The organism is Rhodococcus sp. 06-462-5 (assembly GCF_002258315.1).
Lineage (GTDB): Bacteria > Actinomycetota > Actinomycetes > Mycobacteriales > Mycobacteriaceae > Rhodococcoides.
In genome coordinates this window covers 123,163-146,417 of sequence record NZ_NOYD01000012.1, presented here as the reverse complement: position 1 = coordinate 146,417, position 23,255 = coordinate 123,163, and the positions used below count along the sequence as shown (strand labels likewise).

Annotated in this window: 20 protein-coding genes; 7 read left to right on the top strand and 13 right to left on the bottom strand. The window is 66.2% G+C overall.

The window, feature by feature from the left end; translation table 11 throughout:
- Window positions 1-39: 39 nt before the first annotated feature.
- A complete protein-coding gene (glpX, locus tag CH251_RS06530) occupies window positions 40-1,080 on the bottom strand; it encodes a class II fructose-bisphosphatase (protein WP_094612413.1) in 1,041 nt (346 codons plus the stop codon).
- A gap of 135 nt (window positions 1,081-1,215) precedes the next feature.
- Between glpX and CH251_RS06525 the strand changes: the two genes are divergently transcribed.
- On the top strand, window positions 1,216-1,788 hold the full coding sequence (locus CH251_RS06525; protein ID WP_037191411.1) for a DUF4245 domain-containing protein: 573 nt from the start codon (window positions 1,216-1,218) through the stop codon (window positions 1,786-1,788).
- On the opposite strand, the gene CH251_RS06520 is transcribed toward CH251_RS06525, so the two are convergent.
- The 3 genes from CH251_RS06520 to CH251_RS06510 all read right to left on the bottom strand — a co-directional run bounded on the left by CH251_RS06520 (window position 1,785) and on the right by CH251_RS06510 (window position 3,882).
- Window positions 1,785-2,006: an exodeoxyribonuclease VII small subunit gene (locus CH251_RS06520; RefSeq protein WP_037191413.1), complete on the bottom strand. Its 222-nt coding sequence runs from the start codon at window positions 2,004-2,006 to the stop codon at window positions 1,785-1,787. The two genes, CH251_RS06525 and CH251_RS06520, sit on opposite strands and share 4 nt — an antisense overlap.
- Before the next feature lie 14 nt (window positions 2,007-2,020).
- Window positions 2,021-3,199 (bottom strand): exodeoxyribonuclease VII large subunit, encoded by a 1,179-nt coding sequence (gene xseA / locus CH251_RS06515; protein ID WP_218828272.1) that lies wholly within the window; start codon window positions 3,197-3,199, stop codon window positions 2,021-2,023.
- A gap of 80 nt (window positions 3,200-3,279) precedes the next feature.
- The gene (locus CH251_RS06510) at window positions 3,280-3,882 is read right to left on the bottom strand and encodes a lipid droplet-associated protein (protein WP_094612411.1); all 603 of its coding nucleotides are present in this window, start codon (window positions 3,880-3,882) and stop codon (window positions 3,280-3,282) included.
- Window positions 3,883-4,004: 122 nt separating this feature from the next.
- Here CH251_RS06510 and CH251_RS06505 point away from each other — a divergent pair, with 122 nt between their 5' ends.
- Window positions 4,005-5,012 (top strand): 4-hydroxy-3-methylbut-2-enyl diphosphate reductase, encoded by a 1,008-nt coding sequence (locus CH251_RS06505; RefSeq protein WP_094612410.1) that lies wholly within the window; start codon window positions 4,005-4,007, stop codon window positions 5,010-5,012.
- An 87-nt stretch (window positions 5,013-5,099) separates the two neighbouring features.
- Here CH251_RS06505 and CH251_RS06500 read toward each other — a convergent pair whose 3' ends face one another.
- Complete coding sequence (locus CH251_RS06500; RefSeq protein WP_179273544.1) at window positions 5,100-6,245, bottom strand: DUF6542 domain-containing protein; 1,146 nt, start codon at window positions 6,243-6,245, stop codon at window positions 5,100-5,102.
- Between the two features lie 20 nt (window positions 6,246-6,265).
- The gene (locus CH251_RS06495; protein ID WP_094612409.1) at window positions 6,266-7,432 is read right to left on the bottom strand and encodes a DNA recombination protein RmuC; all 1,167 of its coding nucleotides are present in this window, start codon (window positions 7,430-7,432) and stop codon (window positions 6,266-6,268) included.
- A 122-nt stretch (window positions 7,433-7,554) separates the two neighbouring features.
- Between CH251_RS06495 and CH251_RS06490 the strand changes: the two genes are divergently transcribed.
- Both CH251_RS06490 and CH251_RS06485 read left to right on the top strand, forming a co-directional pair.
- Window positions 7,555-8,745: an exonuclease SbcCD subunit D gene (locus CH251_RS06490; RefSeq protein ID WP_094612548.1), complete on the top strand. Its 1,191-nt coding sequence runs from the start codon at window positions 7,555-7,557 to the stop codon at window positions 8,743-8,745.
- Window positions 8,742-11,750: an AAA family ATPase gene (locus CH251_RS06485; RefSeq protein ID WP_094612408.1), complete on the top strand. Its 3,009-nt coding sequence runs from the start codon at window positions 8,742-8,744 to the stop codon at window positions 11,748-11,750. The genes CH251_RS06490 and CH251_RS06485 overlap by 4 nt, the downstream gene beginning before the upstream one ends.
- Here CH251_RS06485 and CH251_RS06480 read toward each other — a convergent pair.
- From CH251_RS06480 to CH251_RS06455, 6 genes are all read right to left on the bottom strand, one after another.
- A complete protein-coding gene (locus CH251_RS06480; protein ID WP_256978869.1) occupies window positions 11,732-12,973 on the bottom strand; it encodes an AI-2E family transporter in 1,242 nt (413 codons plus the stop codon). The two genes, CH251_RS06485 and CH251_RS06480, sit on opposite strands and share 19 nt — an antisense overlap.
- 107 nt (window positions 12,974-13,080) lie before the next feature.
- Window positions 13,081-13,578 carry a methylated-DNA--[protein]-cysteine S-methyltransferase gene (locus CH251_RS06475; RefSeq protein ID WP_094612406.1) on the bottom strand — a complete coding sequence of 166 codons (498 nt, stop codon included), beginning with the start codon at window positions 13,576-13,578 and terminating at the stop codon, window positions 13,081-13,083.
- Window positions 13,575-15,041: a DNA-3-methyladenine glycosylase 2 family protein gene (locus CH251_RS06470; RefSeq protein ID WP_094612405.1), complete on the bottom strand. Its 1,467-nt coding sequence runs from the start codon at window positions 15,039-15,041 to the stop codon at window positions 13,575-13,577. Before CH251_RS06470 ends, CH251_RS06475 begins: the two co-directional genes overlap by 4 nt.
- A gap of 57 nt (window positions 15,042-15,098) precedes the next feature.
- The gene (locus CH251_RS06465) at window positions 15,099-15,269 is read right to left on the bottom strand and encodes a YbdD/YjiX family protein (RefSeq protein ID WP_072692145.1); all 171 of its coding nucleotides are present in this window, start codon (window positions 15,267-15,269) and stop codon (window positions 15,099-15,101) included.
- On the bottom strand, window positions 15,270-17,543 hold the full coding sequence (locus CH251_RS06460; protein WP_094612547.1) for a carbon starvation CstA family protein: 2,274 nt from the start codon (window positions 17,541-17,543) through the stop codon (window positions 15,270-15,272).
- 142 nt (window positions 17,544-17,685) lie between these two features.
- Complete coding sequence (locus CH251_RS06455; RefSeq protein ID WP_094612404.1) at window positions 17,686-18,867, bottom strand: ROK family transcriptional regulator; 1,182 nt, start codon at window positions 18,865-18,867, stop codon at window positions 17,686-17,688.
- 142 nt (window positions 18,868-19,009) lie between these two features.
- Here CH251_RS06455 and edd point away from each other — a divergent pair, with 142 nt between their 5' ends.
- Window positions 19,010-20,833: a phosphogluconate dehydratase gene (gene edd / locus CH251_RS06450; RefSeq protein WP_094612403.1), complete on the top strand. Its 1,824-nt coding sequence runs from the start codon at window positions 19,010-19,012 to the stop codon at window positions 20,831-20,833.
- A 30-nt stretch (window positions 20,834-20,863) separates the two neighbouring features.
- Window positions 20,864-21,493, top strand: coding sequence for a bifunctional 4-hydroxy-2-oxoglutarate aldolase/2-dehydro-3-deoxy-phosphogluconate aldolase (eda, locus tag CH251_RS06445; RefSeq protein WP_094612402.1), 630 nt, complete (start codon window positions 20,864-20,866; stop codon window positions 21,491-21,493).
- 19 nt (window positions 21,494-21,512) lie between these two features.
- On the opposite strand, the gene CH251_RS06440 is transcribed toward eda, so the two are convergent.
- Window positions 21,513-22,283 carry an SDR family NAD(P)-dependent oxidoreductase gene (locus CH251_RS06440; RefSeq protein ID WP_094612401.1) on the bottom strand — a complete coding sequence of 257 codons (771 nt, stop codon included), beginning with the start codon at window positions 22,281-22,283 and terminating at the stop codon, window positions 21,513-21,515.
- Window positions 22,284-22,385: 102 nt separating this feature from the next.
- Between CH251_RS06440 and CH251_RS06435 the strand changes: the two genes are divergently transcribed.
- Entirely contained in the window at window positions 22,386-23,222 is an 837-nt protein-coding gene (locus CH251_RS06435) for a helix-turn-helix transcriptional regulator (protein ID WP_094612546.1), read from the top strand.
- Window positions 23,223-23,255: the final 33 nt, after the last annotated feature.

Below are 23,255 nucleotides of genomic sequence, written 5' to 3'. Positions count from 1 at the left end.
TGCCTCGGTAGGGGAGCGGAAACTGCGTCGAGCGGACGGTCAGAAGGACGGGATGGCGCCGGAGGTGTCGCCGTCGAAGTCGATGGTCGAGTACTCCTTGAGCTTGTTGAGCTGGTGGTACGCGTCGATCATGCGGACGGTGCCGGACTTCGAGCGCATCACGATGGACTGCGTGTGTGCGCCGCCGCCCGAGTATCGGACGCCCTGGAGCAGGTCGCCGTCGGTGACGCCGGTTGCGGTGAAGAAGACGTTCTCGCCCGAGACCAGGTCCTCGGTGGACAGGACGCGATCGAGATCGTGTCCGGCGTCGATCGCCTTCTGGCGCTCGTCGTCGTCGGTCGGGGCCAGCATGCCCTGGTGCGCGCCACCCATGCAGCGCATGGCGGCGGCGGCGATGATGCCTTCGGGAGTTCCGCCGGTGCCCATGAGGATGTCGATGGGGGAGGTGGGGCGGGCGGCGGCGATGGCACCGGCGACGTCGCCGTCGGAGATCAGTCGAATGCGAGCGCCGGTGTCGCGCACCTGCTGGATCAGCTCGGCGTGCCGGGGTCGGTCGAGGATGCACACCGTGACGTCGGAGGTGGATCCCTTCTTGATCTTGGCAACGCGGGCGATGTTCTCCGCGACCGGTGCGGTGATGTCGATGACGTCGGCGAAGTCGGGTCCGACGGCGATCTTCTTCATGTAGAAGACGGCGGACGGATCGAACATCGCGCCGCGCTCGGCGACCGCGAGAACCGAGATGGCGTTGGGCATGCCCTTGGCCATCAGCGTGGTGCCGTCGACGGGATCGACGGCGAAGTCGACCTCGGGGCCGTTGCCGTTGCCGACCTGTTCGCCGTTGTAGAGCATCGGCGCTTCGTCCTTCTCGCCCTCGCCGATGACGACGACGCCGCGCATCGAGACCGAGCTGACCAACTGACGCATGGCGTCGACTGCTGCTCCGTCGCCACCTTCCTTGTCGCCGCGACCGACCCAGCGACCCGAGGCGAGCGCACCGGCCTCGGTGACGCGTACGAGTTCGAGTGCGAGGTTGCGATCTGGCGCCATGGCGCGAGTGGTCTCGGTGCTGGCCGTCATCGGTTTGTAGCCTCCTGGTTGGTGGGGTGTTACCCAGGCGCGATTATCTCACTTCTGTGATGCCCGCGGTGGGGTCGGGTCGTCTGTGAGGCACGCGCCGATCGAGCACTGCTGCGCAGAGGGGATACTGGTGGGGTGGCAAACAGCAAACCTCGGATTCTCAACAACAGCCGCGACATGGTGTGGTCGCTCATTCCGCTGGTCATCGCGTGTTTGTTGATTGCGGGCATCGCCAGTCAGTGCTCGCTGAGCCCCGGCGGGCCCCAGCAGGGCCCCATCCCCAACTTCGACATCGACACCGCGCTGCAGTACGACGCGTCGGAAATCGGCTTTCCGGTGCGTAATCCGGCTGTTCCCGAGGATTGGACACCCAACTCGGGTAGTCGCCCGACGATCGCAGGCGACAACGGCGGACCGGTGTCGACTGTCGGATACATCACCGGATCGGGTGCGTATCTGCAGCTGACCCAGACCAGCGCCGTCGAGGAAGTGTTGGTTCCCTTCGTCGCAGGCGACGAGACGGTGTACGCGTCGGGCGCGCAGAACGTATCGGGTCGAGATTGGGTCGTCTACGGCGAGGAGGGCTCGCGGAAGTACTGGGTCTCGGACTTCGGCGACGTGCGAATCCTGCTGGGCGGTACCGCGAACGATGGGGACTTCACCACGCTCGCCGAGTCCCTCGAAGTCACCGAACCGCTCGCGCCCTAGCTGTCCTTCTCGGTGCTCGCGAGCGCGGTCTCGATCCGCTTGCGGGCACCGGCGAGCTGCTCCTCGCATCGAGTGGCCAGCTGCTCTCCGCGCTCCCACAGGGCCAGGGAGGCGTCGAGATCGAGCCCGCCCTGTTCGAGAATCTTCACCACGCCCACCAGCTCGTCGCGGGCCTCTTCGTAGCCCAGTTCCGATACCGGCTTGTCGTTCTCGCTCATGCGTACTCCTTCTGTCATTTGACTCGCCCCATGACTGCGGCGGTGACGGCACCGTCGGCCACGCGCACTCTGATCTGTGTACCCGGTGGCGCGTCCTCGACCGAACGCAGAACCTCGGGATCCGAACCCGCGACCACCCGCTGTACGACGGCATAGCCCCGAGCAAGTGTGGCAGCAGGCCCCAGCGTCGACAGTCTGGCCCGCAGATGTTCGACGAGCGTGTCCTGGGTGGTGAGTTCGCGTTGCACGTCGCGACGGGCCGCGTCGAGCAGCCGTCGAACCTCCTCGCGACGTTGTTCGAGCGAGGCCAGTGGGTCCGCCAGTACCGGCCGGTGTCGGAGCATGTCCAGGCCGCGCGCCTCGCGCTCGACCCAATTACGCAGCGCTGCAGCACTTCTCGACTTCAGTTCCGAGACAAGGGCCTGTTCGGCGACGGCGTCGGGCACCACGAGCTTGGCGGCATCGGTAGGCGTTGCGGCGCGCAGGTCGGCCACATGATCGCTGAGCGGGCTGTCGGGCTCGTGGCCGATGGCACTGACGATGGGCGTGGTGGCGCGGGAGATCGCGCGGCACAGGGCCTCGTCGGAGAACGGCAGCAGATCCTCGACGCTACCGCCGCCGCGGGCGAGGATGATGACGTCGACGGCGGGGTCGTCGTTCAGCTCCTTCAGCGCGTCCAGAATCGCCGGCACCGATTGCGGACCCTGAACAGGTGTGTTGCGAACCTCGAATCGAACCGCGGGCCAACGCCTCTGCGCGACGGTCAGCACGTCCTTCTCGGCTGCGCTGGCGCGCGCGGTGATCAGGCCGATGGTGCCCGGCAGGAATGGAAGCGGACGTTTGAGGCGTGGGTCGAACAACCCCTCCGCGGCGAGCAGAGCCCGGAGTCGTTCGATGCGAGCCAGCAGTTCGCCGACGCCCACCGCGCGAATGTCCGTGGCGCGCAGCGAGATCGTTCCCCTTCCGGTGAAGAACGAGAGCTTGCCGTAGAGGATGACGCGGGCACCCTCGGTCAGCGGAACCGGTGAACGATCGAGCAACTGCGGCGAACACGTCACCGACAGCGACATGTCGGCCGACGGATCACGCAGCGTCAGAAAGGCCGTCCTGGTGCCGGGACGAGCGTTGATCTGGGTGAGCTGGCCCTCCACCCAGATGGAGCCGAGCTTGTCGATCCAGCCGGCAACCTTCATGGCGACGGTACGCACCGGCCACGGCTGTTCGGCGGTGCTCGCGCCTGGTTGGGTGGGACCGGACTGGGTTGGGGGAGTGCTCACTTGGCCTTGGCGGTGGTGATGCGGTTGGCGAGCATCGTCTGGAAGGGGGCGCGGGAGAGCGTGTCGTTCTCGTAGTCGAGCAGGGTTTCGAGATCCTCGATCGAGAGCGTGCGCAGGCGGGCGCGCAGCTGAGCCAGGGCGAGGGTGTCGAAGTCGATCATCTCGACGATCTCGGGCTTGTCGGCGGAGGGCGCGCGCTTGGCCGAGGTGTCCTGAACCGGCTCGTCCAGCGGAGGCGTCGAGTACAGAGCGAAGCGACCGTTCGCAGCGACCGGCTCGGCCACGGGGGCGTCCGGGACATCGACGTCGTCGGTGATGACGGGGGCGTGGAACGTGTCTTCGTCTTCGTCCTCGTCGAAGCTGGCCCAGGAGGGCTGCTCCTCGCTCGGGGTCCCGATGACCGGCAAGGTCGCGATGATCAGATCGCCCTTGATGGCCAGCGCCGTCACCTGCTGCTGGAATCGCATGCCGCGCGCCAGTGCCTCGCTGACGACCGTCATCGGCAGCATCAGGGCGGAACCGGGAAGCTTGCGAGCCTCTTCCACGACGGTCACGGCGACGCCTGCAGCCACACGCGCTGCAAAGGGGACTCGAGTCATGTGCACCAGACTGCCCGAAACGGTGAACTTTGGGTAGCCGACAGGCTGTACGACCCTTCTCGGCGGGGGCCGAGGGACATGGAAACGAGGCAGGCGAGCTCGGTGCACGTATCCTGGGAGGTATGTCTTCGGCTGTTCCACTGAATCTTGGTATTGCACAGTCCGCCGGTACGGGTAAGTCCTCGTACGCAGGGGGTAAGCGAGTGCTGCTCGCGGAGCCGCGGGGCTACTGCGCGGGTGTCGATCGTGCGGTCGAGACCGTCGAGAAAGCGCTCGAACAGCACGGTGCGCCGGTGTACGTGCGCAAGGAGATCGTGCACAACCGGCATGTGGTCGAGACGTTGTCCGATCGCGGCGCGGTATTCGTGGAGGAAACCGACGAGGTTCCCGAGGGATCGCTGCTGGTGTTCTCCGCGCACGGCGTCTCACCTGCCGTGCACACCTCTGCGGCCGAGCGAAACCTGCGCACCATCGACGCCACCTGCCCGTTGGTGACCAAGGTGCACCAGGAAGCCAAGCGCTTCGCCAGGGATGACTTCGACATCCTCCTCATCGGCCACGAGGGCCACGAGGAGGTCGAGGGCACCGCAGGCGAAGCTCCCGAACACATTCAGCTGGTCGACGGCCCCGAGTCGGTCGACAACGTCACCGTTCGAGACGAGAACAAGGTCATCTGGCTGTCCCAGACCACGCTGAGCGTCGACGAGACGATGCTGACGGTCGCCAAGCTGCGTGAGCGCTTCCCGACGCTCCAGGACCCGCCGAGCGACGACATCTGCTACGCCACGCAGAACCGTCAGGTCGCGGTGAAGGCGATGGCACCGGAATGCGATCTGGTGATCGTCGTCGGCTCCAAGAACTCCTCGAACTCGGTGCGGTTGGTCGAGGTTGCACTGGGCGCGGGTGCGCGAGCGAGCTACCTCGTCGACTACGCGAAAGAAATCGACTTGGCCTGGCTCGACGGGGTCGAGACGATCGGCATCACCTCGGGTGCATCCGTACCGGAGATTCTGGTGCAGGGCGTCATCGAACTGTTCGCCGAGCACGGCTACGCAGACGTACAGCCGGTCACCACCGCCAACGAGACTCTGGTGTTCTCCTTGCCCCGCGAGCTGCGCCCAGCTCGCTAGCTGCAACGTCCACGAAGACGTTCGCCTCGTATCGGAACCCCTGCGCAGGAGCAGGGAACCGATACGAGGCGTTTTTCGATGTTCGAGCTAGTCGCTGTGGCGGTCGCGGTAGCGAACCCGCGGCACCGGATGCGGGGGAATGTCGTCCCGGTGCGTGCTGGGCAGAGCGTGATCGCCCTGTCCGTCGCCTGCACTGGACGCGCTCGTCCGGGGAGTGACGACGGGCCTGGCTCCGGTGCTGTACGGATCGGCAACCTCGCGAGGAGCGTGGACCCGGGCCGAGCGCTCGCGACGGGGTTCGGTCGAATACCGAGGCTCTGCCGAGTAGCGCGACTCGGACGGTTGTGGCCGCTGCGCTTCACGTGATTGCGTCTCGCGTGGCTGAGTCTCACGGGACTGCGGTTCACGGGACTGGGCCTGTGGATACTGCGTTCGCGGGTATTCGGGCTTCTGGTATTCGGGCTTGTAGTTCTGCCGAGGGGAGTCGGTGGCGGCGTAGCGAGTCTGCGGTGCCGACGCAGCCGATCGTCGTGGGCTCGAACTCGAGCGAGGTTCGGTGTCGGGTCGAGGGCGAGAATCGGTGCTCCGGCGACCGACGTACGGACCGGGCACGATGTCGGTGGCCTCGGCTGCGGAGTCGGAGCTGCGATCGGCTGCGGCTGCTCGCCTGCGTGACCGTTCGGGGCGCTCTTCCTGTGCTCGGCGCTGGGCTCTGGTGGGCTTGTCGTCGCCGGGTTTCGGGCTGCGTCGAACAGTGCTCTCGGCCTTCTGGCTTCGCCGAAGGGTGGGGGCATGCGTGTTCTGCCGTTTGAGCACGATGCGCAGGACTCCGAGTCCGACGGCGACCACGGTGCCGAGCAGCATCAGCGGAAATCGGTTGACCAGCGGAATGGCAACGTTGAGGATGATGTCCTTGAGGCTGGTGCCTGCGTTGTCGGTGAAGTACTGGTACGACAGCGGCACGGCCACGAACAGGATCAGTGGTGCTTGCACCATCGCGGTGAACAGTCCGCGGAAGCGAACGAGAAGAACGCCTGCGATGCAGCCGAGGACGTACAAGAACGCGAACGCACCGGTCAGCTCGGTACCGCGAGCGGCATCGATCAGAAATCCGAGAAAAGTCAGTCCCGCGGCGATCGCGACGGCACCCCATGCGGGAACGCCGGGCAGGGTCGCGAGGATGGATCGGTGATCCAGCGGTACCCCGGAGCGGGCACGTTGGGAGGTAGACACCCCCCGAGGTTAGCCGTTGTTCAGCCGACTGCATCGCTGACATGACCGAAGTCGTGCCGGTAGCGGGACGAATCGGACAGTTTGGGCCGCTCGTCGACTCGGGCGATGTCCACCGGCTCGGCGTCGAACAGCTCGAGCTCGTGCAGCTTTCTCGCCGTCACGCTCACCCGGGTATCGACGGACCCGACGGTGGAATTGAAGGACTCGACGGCCTTGCCGAGGTGGGCACCGAGCTTGTCCAGGTGTGTCGAGACGACACCGATCCGCGTGTACAGCTCGCGCCCCAGTTGCTGGATGCGTGCCGCGTCCTCGGCCAGTGACTCCTGCTTCCACGTGTAGGCGACGGTCCGGAGCAGCGCGACCAGGGTGGTCGGGGTGGCCAGGATCACGTTCCGACCGAACGCGTACTCGAGCAGACCGGTGTCCGACGTCAGGGCCGCGTCGAGAAACGGGTCGCCGGGAACGAACAGCACGACGAATTCCGGCGTCGGCTCGAACGCCTGCCAGTACGCCTTGTCGGCCAACTGGTCGATGTGGGTCCGCAGCTGCTTTGCATGGCGTCGCAGATTCTTCTCCCGCGCATCGGGATCCTCGTCCTGGGCGGCGTCGAGATACGCCGCGAACGGCACCTTGGCGTCGACGACGATCTGTCGACCGCCCGCGAGACGGACGATCATGTCGGGTCGGATGCCGTCCTTGCTCACCTGCGTGTCGAAATCGCAGTGCTTGAGCATGCCCGCCAGCTCGACGACGCGCTCGAGTTGGATCTCGCCCCACCGGCCCCGGATCTGCGGTGCGCGCAGCGCCGTGACGAGCTGACCGGTCTGGGTCGACAGATGCATCGACGCACGATGCATACCGGTGACCTGCTCCGACAATCCCGCGTACGCCCGGATGCGATTGTGCTCGACCTGCCGGACGTGCTCGGAGAGCGCATCGACGGCATCGTGCAACGGCTCGACCAGGTGCGAGACCTGCTGGCCGATCACGGTCGAATTGCGTCGCGCCGAGTCCTCGTTGACCGCACTCAGCGACTGCCGAAGCATGCCTTCGTGCTCGCGCAGCGCGGCCAGTTGGGCTTCGGCTCGTACGGCGCGATCGCCCATCCGCGAGGCGTGCAACAGCCAGCCGACGACCGCGCCGATGCCGAGTGCGACGAGCAGTCCGAACGCGGTGAGAATGTTCATGGGGCAGATGATGCAGGACGGTACCGACAACTTCGGTTCTCGAAGGCTGTGGACCGAGCTCACGTCCGACAGGCCGAGGCACCTCGAGGAGTTTGTCGGTGGTTCCCGATAGCGTCGAACGCATGAGAATTCTGCACACCTCGGACTGGCACATCGGTCGCACCTTTCACGGTGTCGACCTGCTGGCCGATCAGGGCGCTGTGCTGAGGTCCATCGCGGAACTGGTTGCGGCACAGTCGATCGATGTGGTGGTGGTGCCGGGCGACATCTACGACCGCGCTGTTCCCAGTGCCGATGCCGTCCTGGTCTGCAACCGCGGACTGGAGGCCATTCGAGCGGCCGGTGCCGTGATCGTCGCGACGTCGGGAAACCACGATTCGCCCGCGCGACTGGGAGCGGGCGCTGCTTTCGCGTCGGCAGGGGGGCTGCATCTGATGACGCGAGTGGGCGACGTCGGCACCCCGGTCGTCATCGACGACGAACACGGCTGCGTTGCGTTCTACGGCATTCCGTATCTCGAGCCCGAAACCACTCGCGCCGAACTCGACGTTCCCACTGCGCGTACCCATGCCGACGTACTCGGTGCCGCAATGGATCGGGTGCGCGGCGATCTCGCGACGAGAAGTGAGGCAGGGCAACGCGTTCGCTCGGTCGTGCTCGCCCACGCTTTCATCGTCGGCGGTGAGGCGACCGGATCGGAGCGGTCGATCTCCTCCGGCGGTATCGAAACTGCGCCTGCGTCGGCATTCGACGGCGTCGACTACGTGGCGCTCGGACATCTGCATTCGCCCCAGACCCTCACCGACCGGGTGCGGTACTCCGGTTCGCCGCTGCCCTATTCGTTCGGCGAGCGCTCGCACCACAAGGCGGTATGGATTCTCGATCTCGACGCCAACGGTCTCGGCAGTGTCGAGCGAGTCGATCTGCCGGTGGTGCGCGGGCTCGCCCGCATCGAAGGCACGGTCGAGGAATTGACAACGGACGCAGCATATTGCGAGCTCGAGGATCACTACGTCTCAGCCGTGCTCACCGACGAGGTACGACCGGTCGACGCAATGCGCTTGCTGCAGCAGCGTTTCCCGCACGCGATCCACTTGGAATGGCGTCGTCCGGAGGGATCCGGCGAGCTTCGCTACCGCGACCGTGTGCGCGGCCGCAGCGATCTCGACATCGCCACCTCGTTCGTGACGGACATGCGCAGCGTGCCGACGGTAGCGGAGTCCGCGCTTCTGGCTCGCGCTCTGGCCTCGGTGCAACGTGAGACCGAGGCCGTCCGCGGGACGGCCACCACAGCCGACCGCGGTGCTGCATGAGGTTGCATTCACTCGAGATCACCGCTTTCGGTCCCTTCGCGGGCACGGAGACGGTGGACTTCGATGCACTGGGAGCCGACGGGCTCTTCCTGTTGCACGGTCACACCGGGGCCGGCAAGACGACGGTGCTCGACGCCGTGGCGTTCGCGCTGTACGGAACAGTGCCCGGAGCTCGTCGCGAGGGCAAGCGGCTGCTGTCCGATCACGCGGCCAAGGGTGCGGTACCGCAGGTCACGTTGGAAGCGACCCTCGGTGGGCGGCGCATCAGAATTGTGCGCAGTCCGGAGTTCCTGCGGCCCAAGCTCCGAAGCACGGGCACCACCAAGCAACACGCCAAGGCCAGTCTCACCTGGCTCGACGGCCGCGGGCAGAACCTCACCCGGCTCAATGAGATCGGTGACGCCGTCAACGCGCTGCTCGGGATGAGTGCCGACCAGTTCTTCCAGGTGGTGTTGCTGCCGCAGGGTGAGTTCGCGCGTTTCCTCCGGGCCGACAGCGACGAACGCGGGAACCTGCTCGAAAGACTCTTCGACACAGGCAGATTCGGCGACGTCGAAGAGTGGTTCGCGCAGCGCCGCCGGGAGCTCGCCGCCGAACTCGCCGACGCTCACCACGCCATCGACATCATGCTCGGCCGGGTGTCGCAGGCATCGGGAGTGCCCGAGCCCGCGGGCGAGGACGGCGAACAGCCGGACCCCCTCGAATGGGCGGCCGACGTCCTCGACGATGCCCGGCAGAATCGGACCCTCGCGCAAGGTCGGGCAGTGCTGATCGACGCGGCGGCCCGGCGTGCATCGGCAACTCTGAAGAAGGCCACCACCGTTGTCGATCTGCAGCGGCGGCGGGCTCTCGCCGAGGGGCAACTCGTGCAGTATCGGGAGGGCGAGACGGTGCGAGCAGCGCGCAGAACCGAGCTCGCCGATTCCGCGGCCGCCGGACCGATCGCGGACGCTGCCGCAGACCTCCGTCTCGCGCGGCTGACAACCGACGCCGCAACGTCCGCACTCGCGGCGGCAGAGCGTGCCCTTCCGGCTACGGCGGAGGGTCGACGCTTTCACACTGCACTGCACTGGCCACCGTCTCCGGCGGATCCGTCGGCCGAGCGCACGGTCGTTGCACAGTTCGTCCGTGACTGGACCACCGATGTAGCGCGGTTGCAGTCGCTGCTCGGTCTCGCCCGCGAAGCCGACCGACTCGACGGCACCCTCGCCGAATATCGTGCGCAGCAACGTACTACCGCGGCGGCGATCGAACGTACCGTGCACTCGCAGGCCTCGATGCCCGAGCAGATCGCAGCGGTCGAAGCACGGATGGCCCGAGCCGCCGCGGCTGCGGCAGAGTTGCCGGGTCTGGATGAGCGCTGCAGTCGGGCTCGCGCGGCAGCAGAGTCCGCACTCGAATTGGTGCGCACACGCGCGACTCTGGCCGAGGCAGAGCGAGCTCGCGACAGCGCGGGAGCCGCGCACAACACGGCCTGGGAGCATCTGCTCGATCTCCGTGAGCGACGCATCGACGGGATGGCAGCCGAGCTGGCGGCCCGTCTGGAGGCGGGGGAGCCGTGCGTCGTGTGCGGATCGGAGGTGCACCCGCATCCCGCTGCTGCGTCCACGTCGACGGTGACCAAGGCACAGGAAGACAAGGCCGCCGCCGCGCAACGCAAGGCCGCTGCTGCGCTCGATCGGGCGGTCGCAGTCGTCGCAGAAGCGCAACGCGGCGTGGACCTGCTGCACGACCGCACCGGAGGGGCCTCGGCTGCGGACCTGACCCGGATCCTCGATGCGGCTACCACCGCAGTGCAGGACGCCCGCGCGCGTGCCGCCGATGTCGAACCCGCAACCGCGGAACTGAATCGTCTGCGGAGCGAGTCGGACGCGCTGACGGTCACACTCCACGACCTCGTTGCCTCGCGTAGTGCCGTGGACGAACGGATCTCGGCCACCGAGGAATCGCTGGCGCAGATGCGTGCGTCGATCGCCGAGGCAGTGGACGAGGGCGCATCGTTGGCAGACCGAATAGCGGAGCGAGAAGCTCTGATCGACGGTGCTCGGCGAATCCAGGAGGCGCGTATCGCCTGGCTCGACGCCACTGTTCGCGCCGATGAGCTGGCAGCCGAACTGGACCGACGCGTGGAGGCGTCGAATTTCGAGTCCGTCGACGCGGCGGCCGGGGCAGTGCTGGCTGCAGACCGCGTCGAGCAGATCGAGACCGAACTGCGCACCGCCGAGGAGGCGCGAGCGCATGCCGAGCACGTGCTGCGCGAGCCCGCCATCGTGGACGTGGCCGGTCGGTTGCCGGTGGACCTGGGTCCGCTGGAGCAGGCGTGCGCCGAGCTGGACGAGAAGGTCAGGGCCGCCGCCGCGGCGGTGGCGGAATGCCGAAGGCGTGCAGACGATCTGGAGCGGCTGATCGCCGAACTGTTCACCGCCGCCCAGGCCATCGCGCCACAACGTGCCGAGTTCGACGAGCTCGCCAACCTCGCGGACGTGGTGGCGGGCCGGGGGCAGAATGCACGCAAGATGTCGTTGCGCTCGTACGTCCTCGCGTCCCGACTCGAGGACGTCGCAGAGTCCGCATCCGCACGGCTGCGGCGAATGTCCTCGGGCCGCTACGAATTCGTGCACTCCGACGAGGCAGGCGTCCGCGGCAAGCGGGGCGGTCTCGGATTGGACATCAGGGACGACTACACCGGCGTCGTGCGCTCGGCCAAGACACTGTCGGGCGGTGAGGCGTTTCTCGCATCGCTCTCGCTCGCGTTGGGCCTCGCCGATGTCGTGGCCGCCGAATCCGGCGGTGTCGTCCTCGACACGATGTTCATCGACGAAGGATTCGGCACACTCGACGCCGACACCCTCGAATCGGTGATGGCGGTCCTCGACGAACTACGTGCGGGCGGACGCGTCGTCGGCGTGGTCAGCCATGTCGACGAGATGCGTCAACGCATTCCCAGCCGCCTCTACGTCAAGCGGGAGCGCACCGGATCGACACTTCAGGTCGTCGCGTCCTGACCTGACGCAGGTTTGTCGGACTTCGACTCGTCCTCGTCGTCCAGACCGGCCTGCTCGTCGGTCAACCCCTCGGGCGGCGGGATCTCGTCCTCGAGTTCGTCCTGGTCCGGTTCGTTCGAGCGCTCGTCGATCTGCTCGGACAGGTATCTGATCAGCACGGCAGCGACCGCCGCAGCCGGGACGGCGAGGAACGCGCCGATGATGCCGAACAGTGAGCTGCCGCCGGCCACGGCCAGCAGCACGATCGCCGGATGCAGGTTCATGCTGCGGCTCTGCAGGATCGGCTGCAGCACATTGCCTTCCAACTGCTGCACCGCGACGATGATGGCGAGCACGATCAGCGCAGTGGTCAGCCCGTTCGCCACCAGGGCCACCAGTACAGCGAGAGCGCCCGCCACGAACGCACCGACGATCGGGATGAAGCCACCGATGAACGTCAGGGTCGCCAGCACCAGCGCCAGCGGAACACCGAGAATCACCAGTCCGAGGCCGATGAAGAAGGCATCGATGAAACTGACGATGGCCTGAGTTCGGATGAACCCGCCCAGCGTCGCCCACATGCGTGAGAGCACCTCGCCCAGGTGTCGTCCGGCGCGGCCACCGGAGAACCCGTGCAACCACGGCAGAAACTTCGGACCGTCCTTGACGAAGAAGAACGTCAGCACCAACACCAGCGCCAGGGTGACCAACAGTGAGCCCGCAGCGGATACACCGGTGAACACGCCGGTCGCGATGACCTCGCCGCTGTCCTGCAGCCGAGCAACGATGGCCGACACGGCCGAGTCGATCTGGTCGTCGCCGATGTTCAGCGGCGGACCCTTCAACCAGTCCTGAACCTGCGCGATACCGCCCGACGCCTGGTCGACCAACTCCGGTGCCTGCTCGGCGACCGACGGAACGATCAGCGTGATGATGCCGCCGATGACGACGAAGAACACCACGAGCGAGACCGACGCGGCCAGGGCGGGAGGGAATCCCAGACGCATCATCAGCTTCGCCGGCGGCCACAGCACCGTCGCGACGATCACGGCGAGCAGGACCGGCAGCAGAATCACCCAGAGGTGCCCGATCAGCCAGCCCAACACCCACGCCCCGGCTGCGATCGAAATGAGGATCAGCGACCACTTGGCCAGCCACATACCGCCGACCCCGATGAGGTCACCGCGATCATTGCCGGACTTCTCGGACTTCGACGTCCTACCGGGAACTGCCGATTCGGTCACTGTGGGGTCCTCACATTCGGCGGGTGGCGGTTCGTGAAGAACCATAACGTCCCGGCGTGCCGAGTCTGTATGTCACCGCCATCCGCCGACCCGTCGACGAGGTGCGATCAGGCAGCCTCGTGCGCCAGCAACCATTCCTTCACCGGCAGTCCCCAACGGAAACCGCCGAGCGCCCCGCCGATTCGAACCACCCGGTGGCACGGCACGAACAGTGCGGCAGCATTGCGAGCGCACGCCGACGCAGCACCGCGGATGGCTGCCGGTCTGCCCGACAGTTCGGCGAACTGGGAGTAGGTCACCGGCGCACCGGGTTCGACGGTGCGGAGCACTCCCCAGGCATGCATGAGAAATTCGCCGGATCGTTGCGCGACGGCAACGGAGTCGATGACGGTCAGCTCACCGCGGTGATAGTTCTCCACGGCGCGCGTCACGTCACCGAGATCGGCCACCGTGCGCACGCTGTCGGGTCGCATCGTCGGGTGGATCAGGACGCGAAGTTCTTCGACGTCGGCGGTCCACCCGGATGCGAGCACGCGTTGATCGTCGTCGACGATGGTGCTGAACGGCCCGATCGGGGTGTCCTGGGTGGCGGCGGTGGCAGTCATGGCTGTCTTCTTTCCAGTGCGGTGATCCACAGGTGCATCGAGACGTACGAACGCCACGGTGCCCAGCGGGCAGAATTGTTCAACGAGATGCCGAGTGCCTGAGCGCCTTGGCGGACGACGAGATCGGTGTCGAGCAGAACATCGGGATCGCCGAGTAGCCGCATTACGACGTACCGGGCGGTCCAGGGTCCGATTCCTTTGAGCGCGAGCAGTTCTCGTTCCAGCTCCGGCCCTTCTCGCGCGGGATGGAGCACGACGGTTCCCGACGCGATGGCGTCGGCGACGCGGATGACGGTCTGCACCCGGGCGGCGGGTCCGGTGAGTACCTCGTGGCCCCGCTCGGCAATGACGGCTGGTTCGGGAAACAGCCTGGTGACGGCGTCGTTGCCGAGGTCGAGCGGTGAACCGAGAGCATCGACGAGCCGGGCGGTGTGGGTGGCCGCAGCTTTCAGCGAGATCTGCTGTCCGATCACGGTGCGCAGCAACATCTCTGCGCCGTCGACCACTCCCAGGGCGCGGATGCCAGGGTGGGCGTCGACGCTCGGTGCCAGCTGCGGATCCGTGCGCAGGGCGTCGTCGACAGCGAGTGGGTCGGCGTCGAGATCGAGCAGGTGTCGAATCCGGGCGACGGCGGGGGCCAGGTCGCGCATGTCCTGCAATGTCACTGCGGCGCTGACGAATCCGTCCATCACCCGCAACGCCACGAGCCCGGCGGCGTGCGGCAGGCGCAGGGATCGCACGTATTCACCGTCCTCCGAGAAGGATTCGATGCCCTCGACCACGTGGCCCCGTAGGAACCACTCGATCCAGCCGCGGTCGAGCGGTGGGCGATACGGCAATCGAAGGGTGACCGTTCCACCCGCGGTCGGGACGGCGGTGCGGTGGGCTTCTCGACGCAACGTCGACGGGTCGACGGCGAAGACTTCCTTGATGGTGTCGTTGAATTGCCGAACGCTGGAGAAGCCGGCCGCGAAGGCGACGTCGGCCATCGACATGTCGGTGGTCTGAATAAGGGTGCGTGCGGTGTGGGCGCGGTGCGCGCGGGCCAATGCCAGCGGTCCTGCACCGACTTCGGCCGTCAGCACGCGCGTCAGCTGACGGGTCGAGTAACCGAGCGTGCTGGCGAGGCCGTCGACGCCACCACGTTCGACGGCTCCGTCGGAGATCAGTCGCATGGCGCGAGAACTGAGGTCCGAGTGGATGTTCCAGCGTGGGGAACCGGGGGTGGCGTCGGGCTGGCAGCGGCGGCAGGCTCGGTAGCCGGATTGTTGCGCCGCCGCTGCGGTGGCCATGAACGAGACGTTGCCGGGCTTGGGTGTGCGGGCCGGGCAGGAGGGTCGGCAGTAGATACCGGTGGTGGAGACGGCGGTGAAGAACTGGCCGTCGAACCGTGCGTCACGCGAGGAGACCGCGCGATAACACCGATCGAAGTCCAGTTCTTGCACCTGCCGTTCGCTGCTCATGCACCTACTGTGTCAGCGCGGACGCGTCGGTGCTAGCGGAAATCGGACATCACCGTGTCAGCAGCAGCGCGCCCCCGGGTTTCGGTCCGCCTCCGCGTGCCGGTCCTTCCAGTACTGCCGCACGGTCGGTGGTTCCTGGCCCGGGTGGTGGCGGGCCAGATGGGCGACGTACCGGTCGTAATCGTGGTCGCCCATCACCGAGGTGATCCACCACCACAGCCCGCGCATCTAGTGCGCCGATCCGGGGCGGCGGACGGTACCCGCCTCGATCAGCTCGTCCCACTCGGCCTGGATCTTCTTCTCGGCCGGGGTGAGGACGAAACCGGTGGGACCGAAGATCTTCGACGGCACCTCGGGCTCCTCGTTGTCGGGCAGGTTGTCTCCCCGCACTGCCTTGATGCACACCCACACTCCGGCGAACACGACCACCAGGACGAGCGCCGCGAAGATGATCGACAGCGTGCCCTGAATGAAGGTGTTGCGGATGACGGCGTCGATGGCCTCGGGTGTCTTGGCGCTGCCGAACTCGCTCAGGCCCTGCGCCTTGGCGTCGCGGAACTGCGAGTGCTGCGTCCAGTAGCCGATGGCCGGGACCGAGGAGAAGATCTTCTGGTACGACGCAGTCATCGTCACGATGAGGTCCCAGGCGAGTGGAACTCCGGGGATCCACGCCCACTTGTAGAGGCCTCGTTTGACGACGATGACGAGGACCACCGTCAGTGCGATCGCGGCCAGCAGTTGGTTGGCGATACCGAACAGCGGGAACAGGGTATTGATGCCGCCCAGTGGATCGGTGACGCCCATGAGAAGGATTGCGCCCCAGGCCGCGACGACGATCAGCGAGCAGATCCAGGCACCGGGACGCCACGACGGATCCTTGAACTTCTTGGCCGATGCGCCGGGCAGGTTGCCGATGCTGTCGGAGAGCATGAAGCGCGCGACGCGGGTGCCTGCATCGACGGTGGTGAGGATGAACAGTGCCTCGAACATGATCGCGAAGTGGTACCAGAACGACTTGAGCCCCGGCCCGCCGAACACCTGGTGCAGTACCTCGGACATGCCGAACGCGAGTGTCGGTGCGCCGCCGGTGCGCGAGATGATCGATTCCTCACCCACATCGGCTGCGGCCTGGCTCAATTCGGCCGGGGTGATGTCTCCGCCGCTCAGCGGCAATCCGTTGACGTACTCCGCCGCGGTCTCGGGAGTGCCACCGGTCAGCGTCGTCGGGGCATTGAGTGCGAAGTAGATGTGCTGATCGAGGACGCACGCCGTGATCAGAGCCATGATGGCGACGAACGATTCGGTGAGCATGCCGCCGTAGCCGATCATGCGCATCTGCTTTTCCTTCTCCAGCAACTTCGGCGTGGTGCCGGAAGAAATCAGAGCGTGGAAACCGGACAGTGCGCCGCAGGCGATGGTGATGAACAGGAACGGGAACAGCGATCCTGCGAATGCCGGGCCGTTGCCCTCGGTGGCGAAGCTCGTCATGGCGGGCATCTGGATTTCGGGGCGCGCGATGAGGATGCCGACAGCCAGCAGGGCGATGGTGCCGACCTTCATGAACGTCGACAGGTAGTCGCGTGGGGCGAGCAGCAGCCACACCGGCAGGATGCAGGCGAGCAGGCCGTAGCCGATCAGCAGCCAGGCGACGGTCACCTTGGAGAGGGTGAACCAGTCGGTGCCCCAGTCGGTTTCGGCAACCCAGCCACCGGCGACGATGGCGAGCAGCAGCAGGACGACGCCGATGAGTGAGACCTCGGTGACGTTGCCCGGTCGCAGGAAGCGCAGGTATACGCCCATGAACAGTGCGATCGGAATGGTCAGCGCAATGGAGAAGACGCCCCACGGGCTCTCGGCGAGTGCGTTGACGACGACGAGTGCGAGCACCGCGATGAGGATGATCATGATGACGAACACCGCGACCAGAGCGGCGGTGCCGCCGACGACTCCGAGTTCGTCGCGGGCCATCTGGCCGAGGCTGCGGCCGTGGCGTCGCGTCGAGATCCACAGCACGAGGAAATCCTGTACGGCACCGGCGAACACGACGCCGATGATGATCCACATGGTGCCGGGCAGGTAGCCCATCTGAGCGGCGAGGACGGGTCCGACGAGCGGGCCTGCTCCGGCGATCGCGGCGAAGTGGTGGCCGAACAGCACCCGACGGTCCGTCGGCATGTAGTCCTTGCCGTTTTCCAGAATCTCGGCTGGCGTGGCGCGGTCGTCGCGGGGGAAGACGATCTTGCGTTCGATCAGCCTGGCGTAGAAGCGAAAAGCGAAGATGTAGGTACACACCGCGGCGATGACGAACCAGACGGCGTTGGGATTTTCTCCGCGGACGATCGCGATGATCGTCCACGCAACACCGCCGAGAAGGCCGATGGCGACGAGCATGAGGCGCTTGATCGGGGTCATCGGATGTGACTCGACGACGCCGACGGGCGGCAGATCGGGATCTGTCTTCAGCAATTCGACGTGTGGTTCGTCGGCCGCTTTCAGTGACATGTGTGGGGTCTCCAGGCTCGCAGGTGTGACTGCGATCACCCTATGTCCGGCGCGGGCGCACGTCCTCGAATCGACGCATCGTCGTGCGCCCGGCGGTTGCTGGAGTGCGACGAGCGGCAACCGTGCCGACGGCGCTTGCCGATCAGCCGCCGAGGGCGTCGTCGACGGCTCTGGCGCTGAGCACCTGATCCAACACCAGCGCGGCGCTACCGATGACCCCGGAGAGATCGCCGTGGGTGGTGGCCTGGATGGTGAGGGCCTTGGTGGCCAGTGCGGTGGCGTTGCCGTAGACGGTTTCACGCAGCCCGGCGACGAAGATGTCGTAGGCGTTCGCCATGTCGCCGCCGACGATGAGTACCTCGGGGTTGAGCAGGTTCACGGCCCCGGCCAGGGTTTCGCCGATGTGGCGACCGCTGTCGCGGATGAGTCTGCGTGCCTCGGGGTCGCCGCTCACTGCGAGATCGACGACGCCGCGGACGTGGCCGACTGCGCGGCCCTGCTCGTTGAGTGCGCGCACCAGTGCCCAGCCGCCTGCGATGGCTTCGAGGCAGCCGCTGTCGCCACATCGGCAGGCGACACCTGCTGCAGCTGCGGTCTTGGTGTGACCGAATTCGCCTGCAGCCCCAAGTGATCCACGTTGCAGCGCGCCGCCTGCCACGATCCCGGCGCCGAGACCCGTCGAGGCCTTGACCAACAGGGCGTTCTGGAAGCGATCTCTGTTGTCGCGACGTTCGGAGAGGACCATCGCGTTGGCGTCGTTGTCGAGAAACACCGGAGCCGACGTCGTATCGGCGAAGAACGGGGCCAGCGGCACCCCGTCCCAGCCGTGCATGATCGGCGAGTCCAGGCTGCACCCTCGGGCGGTGTCGGCGGTGCCGGGGATGGACAGCCCGACCCCGAGGATGCGATGTCCGGTTCGGTGCGACTCGTCGAGGAGTACCTGCAGTCGCTTGGTGATCTGCGGCATCAGTTCGTCCGGGCCGACGCCGATTTCCTGGTCGACGGTGTCGCTCGCGAGCAACTCGCCGCCGAGGGTGAAGACGCCCAGTTGGGAGCGGCTGCGTCCGATCGCGGCGGCGAGCACGACACCGGCGTCGATGTCGAAGGACAGTCTCGCCGGAGGACGTCCGCCCGTCGACTGGGTGTCCTCGGTTTCGATGATCAAGCCGAGTCCGGCGAGTGCAGCGACACGGGAGGCGACGGCCGAGCGAGACAGTCCGGTGATCCGGCCCAATTCGGCGCGAGTATCTGCTTCTCCGTCGCGAACCAGAGCGAAGATCTCACCTGCGGTCGCAGGTGGAGCGCTCAGGCGCGGCATCGACATAGACGCCATTCAACCAACTGGCAACTTTGACGGCAACACCCAAAGAAATCCTACTTAGAACTTTGAAAAACATAAGTTGGGTTGCTGATCGACCTAACCGGTCTTAGGCTGAGTCGTGAGAGACCGAACATCGGAGATACTCATGGACACACTTCATCCGGTCCTGCGTCAGGTCACCGACCGCATCGCAGACCGCAGCCAGTCCGACCGCACCAAATATCTCGCTCGAATCGCTGCTGCCGGGGAGCAGGGCCCGGCCCGTGGCCGACTCGCCTGCGCCAACATCGCCCACGGGTTCGCGGCCTCCGGCAAGGCCGACAAGCAAGCGCTGCGCGGCATGGTCAAGCCCAACATCGCCATCGTCTCGGCGTACAACGACATGCTCTCGGCGCACAAGCCGTTCGAGAACTACCCCGCCGTGCTGAAGAAGTCCGTCATCGATGCCGGTGGCATCGCGCAGTTCGCCGGTGGAGTCCCCGCCATGTGCGACGGCATCACCCAGGGCCGCGACGGCATGCAGCTCTCGCTCTTCAGCCGCGACATCATCGCGATGTCGACCGCAATTGCGTTGTCCCACGACATGTTCGACGCCACCCTGATGCTCGGGGTGTGCGACAAGATTGTCCCCGGAATGCTCATCGGTGCACTGAGTTTCGGCCATCTTCCCGCGGTGTTCGTGCCCGCAGGTCCGATGACGTCAGGACTTCCCAACGGCGAGAAGGCAAAAGCGCGCCAGCTCTACGCCGAGGGCAAGGTGGGCCGCGAGGCACTGCTCGACGCCGAGGCCGCGTCGTATCACGGCAGTGGTACCTGCACCTTCTTCGGAACGGCCAATTCCAATCAGCTGCTGATGGAGGTCATGGGCCTGCATCTGCCGGGGTCGTCCTTCGTCAATCCCGGAACCGCGATGCGCGACGCATTGACCCGCGAGGCCGCGCACGTAGTGACCGGTCTGACGTCGCTCGGTGACAATTTCACGCCGGTGGGGGAGGTCGTCGACGTCAAGTCCATCGTCAACGGCTGCGTCGCATTGCTCGCCACCGGTGGTTCGACCAATCACACGATGCACCTCGTCGCCATCGCCAAGGCCGCCGGAATCACGTTGACCTGGCAGGACTTGTCCGATCTGTCGGCCGTCGTGCCGCTGATGGCGAGGATCTACCCGAACGGCAAGGCCGACGTCAATCACTTCCACGCAGCAGGCGGCCTCGGGTTCGTCATCGGGTCACTGCTCGATGCCGGACTCATGCACGAGGACGTGAAAACCGTTGCTGGGCCAGGGCTGCGACGCTACACACAGGAGCCGAAGCTCGACGGCGACGGGGTGATGTGGCAGGACGGAACTCGAATCAGCCACGACGCGAGCGTGTTACGCGGTGCAACCGAGCCGTTCAGTGCCGACGGCGGACTGAAGATGTTGACCGGGCCGATCGGCAAGTGCGTCATCAAGACCTCTGCGGTGGCACCGGAACATCGGGTGGTCAGCGGTCCGGCGCGGGTGTTCGACGACCAGGCCGACTTCCTGGCAGCATTCGACGCAGGCCTGCTCGACTGTGACTTCGTCGCGGTTTTGCGGTACCAGGGACCGCAGGCCAACGGCATGCCCGAACTGCACAAGCTCACCCCCGCGCTGGGTATCCTCCAGGACCGCGGCCGGTCCGTCGCGCTGATCACCGACGGCCGGATGTCCGGAGCCTCCGGAAAGGTGCCTGCGGCAATTCACCTCACGCCCGAGGCCGCGAGCGGTGGACCGATCTCCAAGATCCTCGACGGTGACGTGATCACCGTGGATTCTCTCGGTGGCACATTGTTGATCGACGTTCCGCTCGCCGAGTTCGACGCACGACCGGTCACCGGTCGAGTGCCCGACGCCGACGAGTGGTCGAGTACCGGTCGTGATCTGTTCTCCGGGATGCGTGCGCTCGTCGGGCCGGCCGACGAGGGCGCGATGTTCGTGATGCGTTGAGTCCCTGTAACTCCAGAAGAAGGTAAGAACGTGACTGCATCCCTGCTCGACCGCGTACCCGTCATTCCCGTCGTCGTCATCGACGATCTCGAGCACGCCGTTCCGATTGCTCGCGCCCTGGTGGCGGGCGGAGTTCCGGTTATCGAGCTGACCTTGCGTACTCCGGTGGCGCTCGACGCCATCGAGCGCATCGCCGCCGAGGTTCCCGATATCCTCGTCGGCGCCGGCACGATCATCACTCCCGGCCAGGCCAAGCAGGCCGCCGACGCGGGCGCACAGTTCCTGGTCTCGCCGGGCTGCACCCCGTCACTGACCAAGGCGATGCGAGACAGCGGGCTGCCCCACTTGCCCGGTGCCGCAACGGTGTCCGAGGTGCTCACCCTCCTCGAGGTCGGCTACACCGAGCTCAAGTTCTTCCCCGCCGAGGCGTCGGGTGGCGCGAATTTCCTCAAGTCCATCCATTCGCCGATCCCGGCCGCACGCTTCTGCCCGACGGGTGGAATCTCCACCGCAAATGCATCGACCTACCTGACGTTGCCGAACGTCGGATGCGTCGGGGGATCGTGGCTCACTCCGGCTTCGGCCGTCGCACAGGAGGATTGGGACGCCGTCACTCGGTTGGCCGAGGCGACCTCGACGCTGAAGACCGCCTCCCAGTAGCGGTCCGCGGTGCGCGTGTTCATCCGCGGGTGACCGAAATGCCGCCGTCGACGTAGAGCGTCGTGCCGTGCACCATCGCGGCGTCGTCGGAGACGAGAAACAGCACACCGTTCGCGATGTCCTGCGGCTCGAGCACTGTGCCCGCGGGAGTTCCGGCCGTCATGGCGTCCAACACCTCTCGCGCATCCTCGTTGCCCGGCGTGAGCGTCGCGCCGGGTGCGAGGGCGTTGACCCGCACACCGCGCGGACCGAACTCGGCAGCCCAACTGCGAGTGAGTTGTTCGTCGGCGGCCTTGGTTGCCGAGTACATCGCGGCGAACGGGCTCCCCAACGTGGCCATCCACGATCCGATGTTCACGATGACACCACTGCCGCGCTCGGCCATGGCCGGTGCCAGTTCACCGACGAGTACGTGCGGAGCTCTGACGTTGACGGCAAGCATGGCGTCGAGTTGCTCGTCGGCGAGATCTGCGGTTGCGGTGGCGGGATAGATGCCGGCGTTGTTGACGAGAATGTCGACGCGGCCCCCGAGAGCGTCGGTGGCGCGGGTGGCGAATTCGCGAAGCTCCTGATAGCTGCCCGAGAGATCGACGTCGACGAAGGTCGCAGTGCCGGATGCTTCTGTGATGCGGTGTGCCAGGGCCTTGCCGCGCTCGGCGTCGCGGCCGCTGACGACCACCGATGCCCCCTCGGCGGCAAGGGTGAGCGCGATGGCGGCACCGATTCCGCTGGTGGATCCGGTGATGACGGCGGTCCGTCCGATGAGTCGTTGTGCTGCTGAAGAGGTCATGACGTCATGTCTACGGGCGGTCCAGCCGGCCAACCAGGAGTCACTCTGCCTAGGTCTCGCATGACCAGGCTGGCAACCGCCGGTGTCGCTACTGTGGGATTCGTGAGCAACGACCGGTCCGCCCTCAGCGCATTTCTGCGTGATCGACGCGACCGCATCACCCCGATCGAGGCCGGGCTTCGCACGTACCCCGGTGCCCGACGAGTGCCCGGACTGCGGCGGGAAGAACTCGCCGCCATGGCCGGAGTGAGTCCCGACTACTACAGCAAACTCGAACAAGGTCGACAGGCGAACGTCTCGATCGAGGTGCTGCGCGCAATCGCCAGGGCATTGATGCTCGACGAGGTGGAGTCGGCGCACCTGTTCGATCTCGCATCCCCGTCTGCATCGACAGACAACGCTGTGCAACAACCGGACGCAGGGTTGCTCCAGGTGATGAAGGCCCTCGATCACGTTCCGGTGCTTCTGCTCGGTCGCAGCGGTGCCATCCTGGCCAGCAATGCGCTTGTTCGATCGGTGTTGAGTCTGCCGTCGTCGGCCGGAGACTCGCTCTTTCACTACCTGTTCAGCAATCCCATCGCCCGTGAGCGGATTGTCAACTGGTCGCAGTTCGCGGCAGCCTCGGTCGCCGGGTTGCGCCGCGACCTCGCTCGTCGACCGGGGGACCGCGCGCTCAACGCCTTGATCGCCGAATTGCGTTCCACAGAGCCTTCTTTCGAGCAATGGTGGAGCGACCACGAGGTTCGCGAATTCGAGCGCGCAACAAAGATCATTCAGCACCCGGCGGCCGGGACCCTCGAATTCGGTATCGAATTTCTGACCTCGCCCAGCGAGCCGGATCAGAGTCTGATCGTCTACACGGTCGAGAACGGGTCGAGCACTGCCGAAATACTGCCGATCTTGGCGAGTTGGGACTCGAATTCGGCGATCAGCACTTGACCTCGACATAACTCGAGGTTCTAGCGTCACGGA

Excerpts from the sequence above, each read along its gene's own strand:
- glpX (WP_094612413.1), bottom strand. The coding sequence starts at position 1,080 with ATGACGGCCAGCACCGAGACCACTCGCGCCATGGCGCCAGATCGCAAC.
- CH251_RS06520 (WP_037191413.1), bottom strand. The coding sequence starts at position 2,006 with ATGAGCGAGAACGACAAGCCGGTATCGGAACTGGGCTACGAAGAGGCC.
- xseA (WP_218828272.1), bottom strand. The coding sequence starts at position 3,199 with ATGAAGGTTGCCGGCTGGATCGACAAGCTCGGCTCCATCTGGGTGGAG.
- CH251_RS06510 (WP_094612411.1), bottom strand. The coding sequence starts at position 3,882 with ATGACTCGAGTCCCCTTTGCAGCGCGTGTGGCTGCAGGCGTCGCCGTG.
- CH251_RS06505 (WP_094612410.1), top strand. The coding sequence starts at position 4,005 with ATGTCTTCGGCTGTTCCACTGAATCTTGGTATTGCACAGTCCGCCGGT.
- CH251_RS06495 (WP_094612409.1), bottom strand. The coding sequence starts at position 7,432 with ATGAACATTCTCACCGCGTTCGGACTGCTCGTCGCACTCGGCATCGGC.
- CH251_RS06490 (WP_094612548.1), top strand. The coding sequence starts at position 7,555 with ATGAGAATTCTGCACACCTCGGACTGGCACATCGGTCGCACCTTTCAC.
- CH251_RS06485 (WP_094612408.1), top strand. The coding sequence starts at position 8,742 with ATGAGGTTGCATTCACTCGAGATCACCGCTTTCGGTCCCTTCGCGGGC.
- CH251_RS06475 (WP_094612406.1), bottom strand. The coding sequence starts at position 13,578 with ATGACTGCCACCGCCGCCACCCAGGACACCCCGATCGGGCCGTTCAGC.
- CH251_RS06470 (WP_094612405.1), bottom strand. The coding sequence starts at position 15,041 with ATGAGCAGCGAACGGCAGGTGCAAGAACTGGACTTCGATCGGTGTTAT.
- CH251_RS06465 (WP_072692145.1), bottom strand. The coding sequence starts at position 15,269 with ATGCGCGGGCTGTGGTGGTGGATCACCTCGGTGATGGGCGACCACGAT.
- CH251_RS06460 (WP_094612547.1), bottom strand. The coding sequence starts at position 17,543 with ATGTCACTGAAAGCGGCCGACGAACCACACGTCGAATTGCTGAAGACA.
- CH251_RS06455 (WP_094612404.1), bottom strand. The coding sequence starts at position 18,867 with ATGTCGATGCCGCGCCTGAGCGCTCCACCTGCGACCGCAGGTGAGATC.
- edd (WP_094612403.1), top strand. The coding sequence starts at position 19,010 with ATGGACACACTTCATCCGGTCCTGCGTCAGGTCACCGACCGCATCGCA.
- CH251_RS06440 (WP_094612401.1), bottom strand. The coding sequence starts at position 22,283 with ATGACCTCTTCAGCAGCACAACGACTCATCGGACGGACCGCCGTCATC.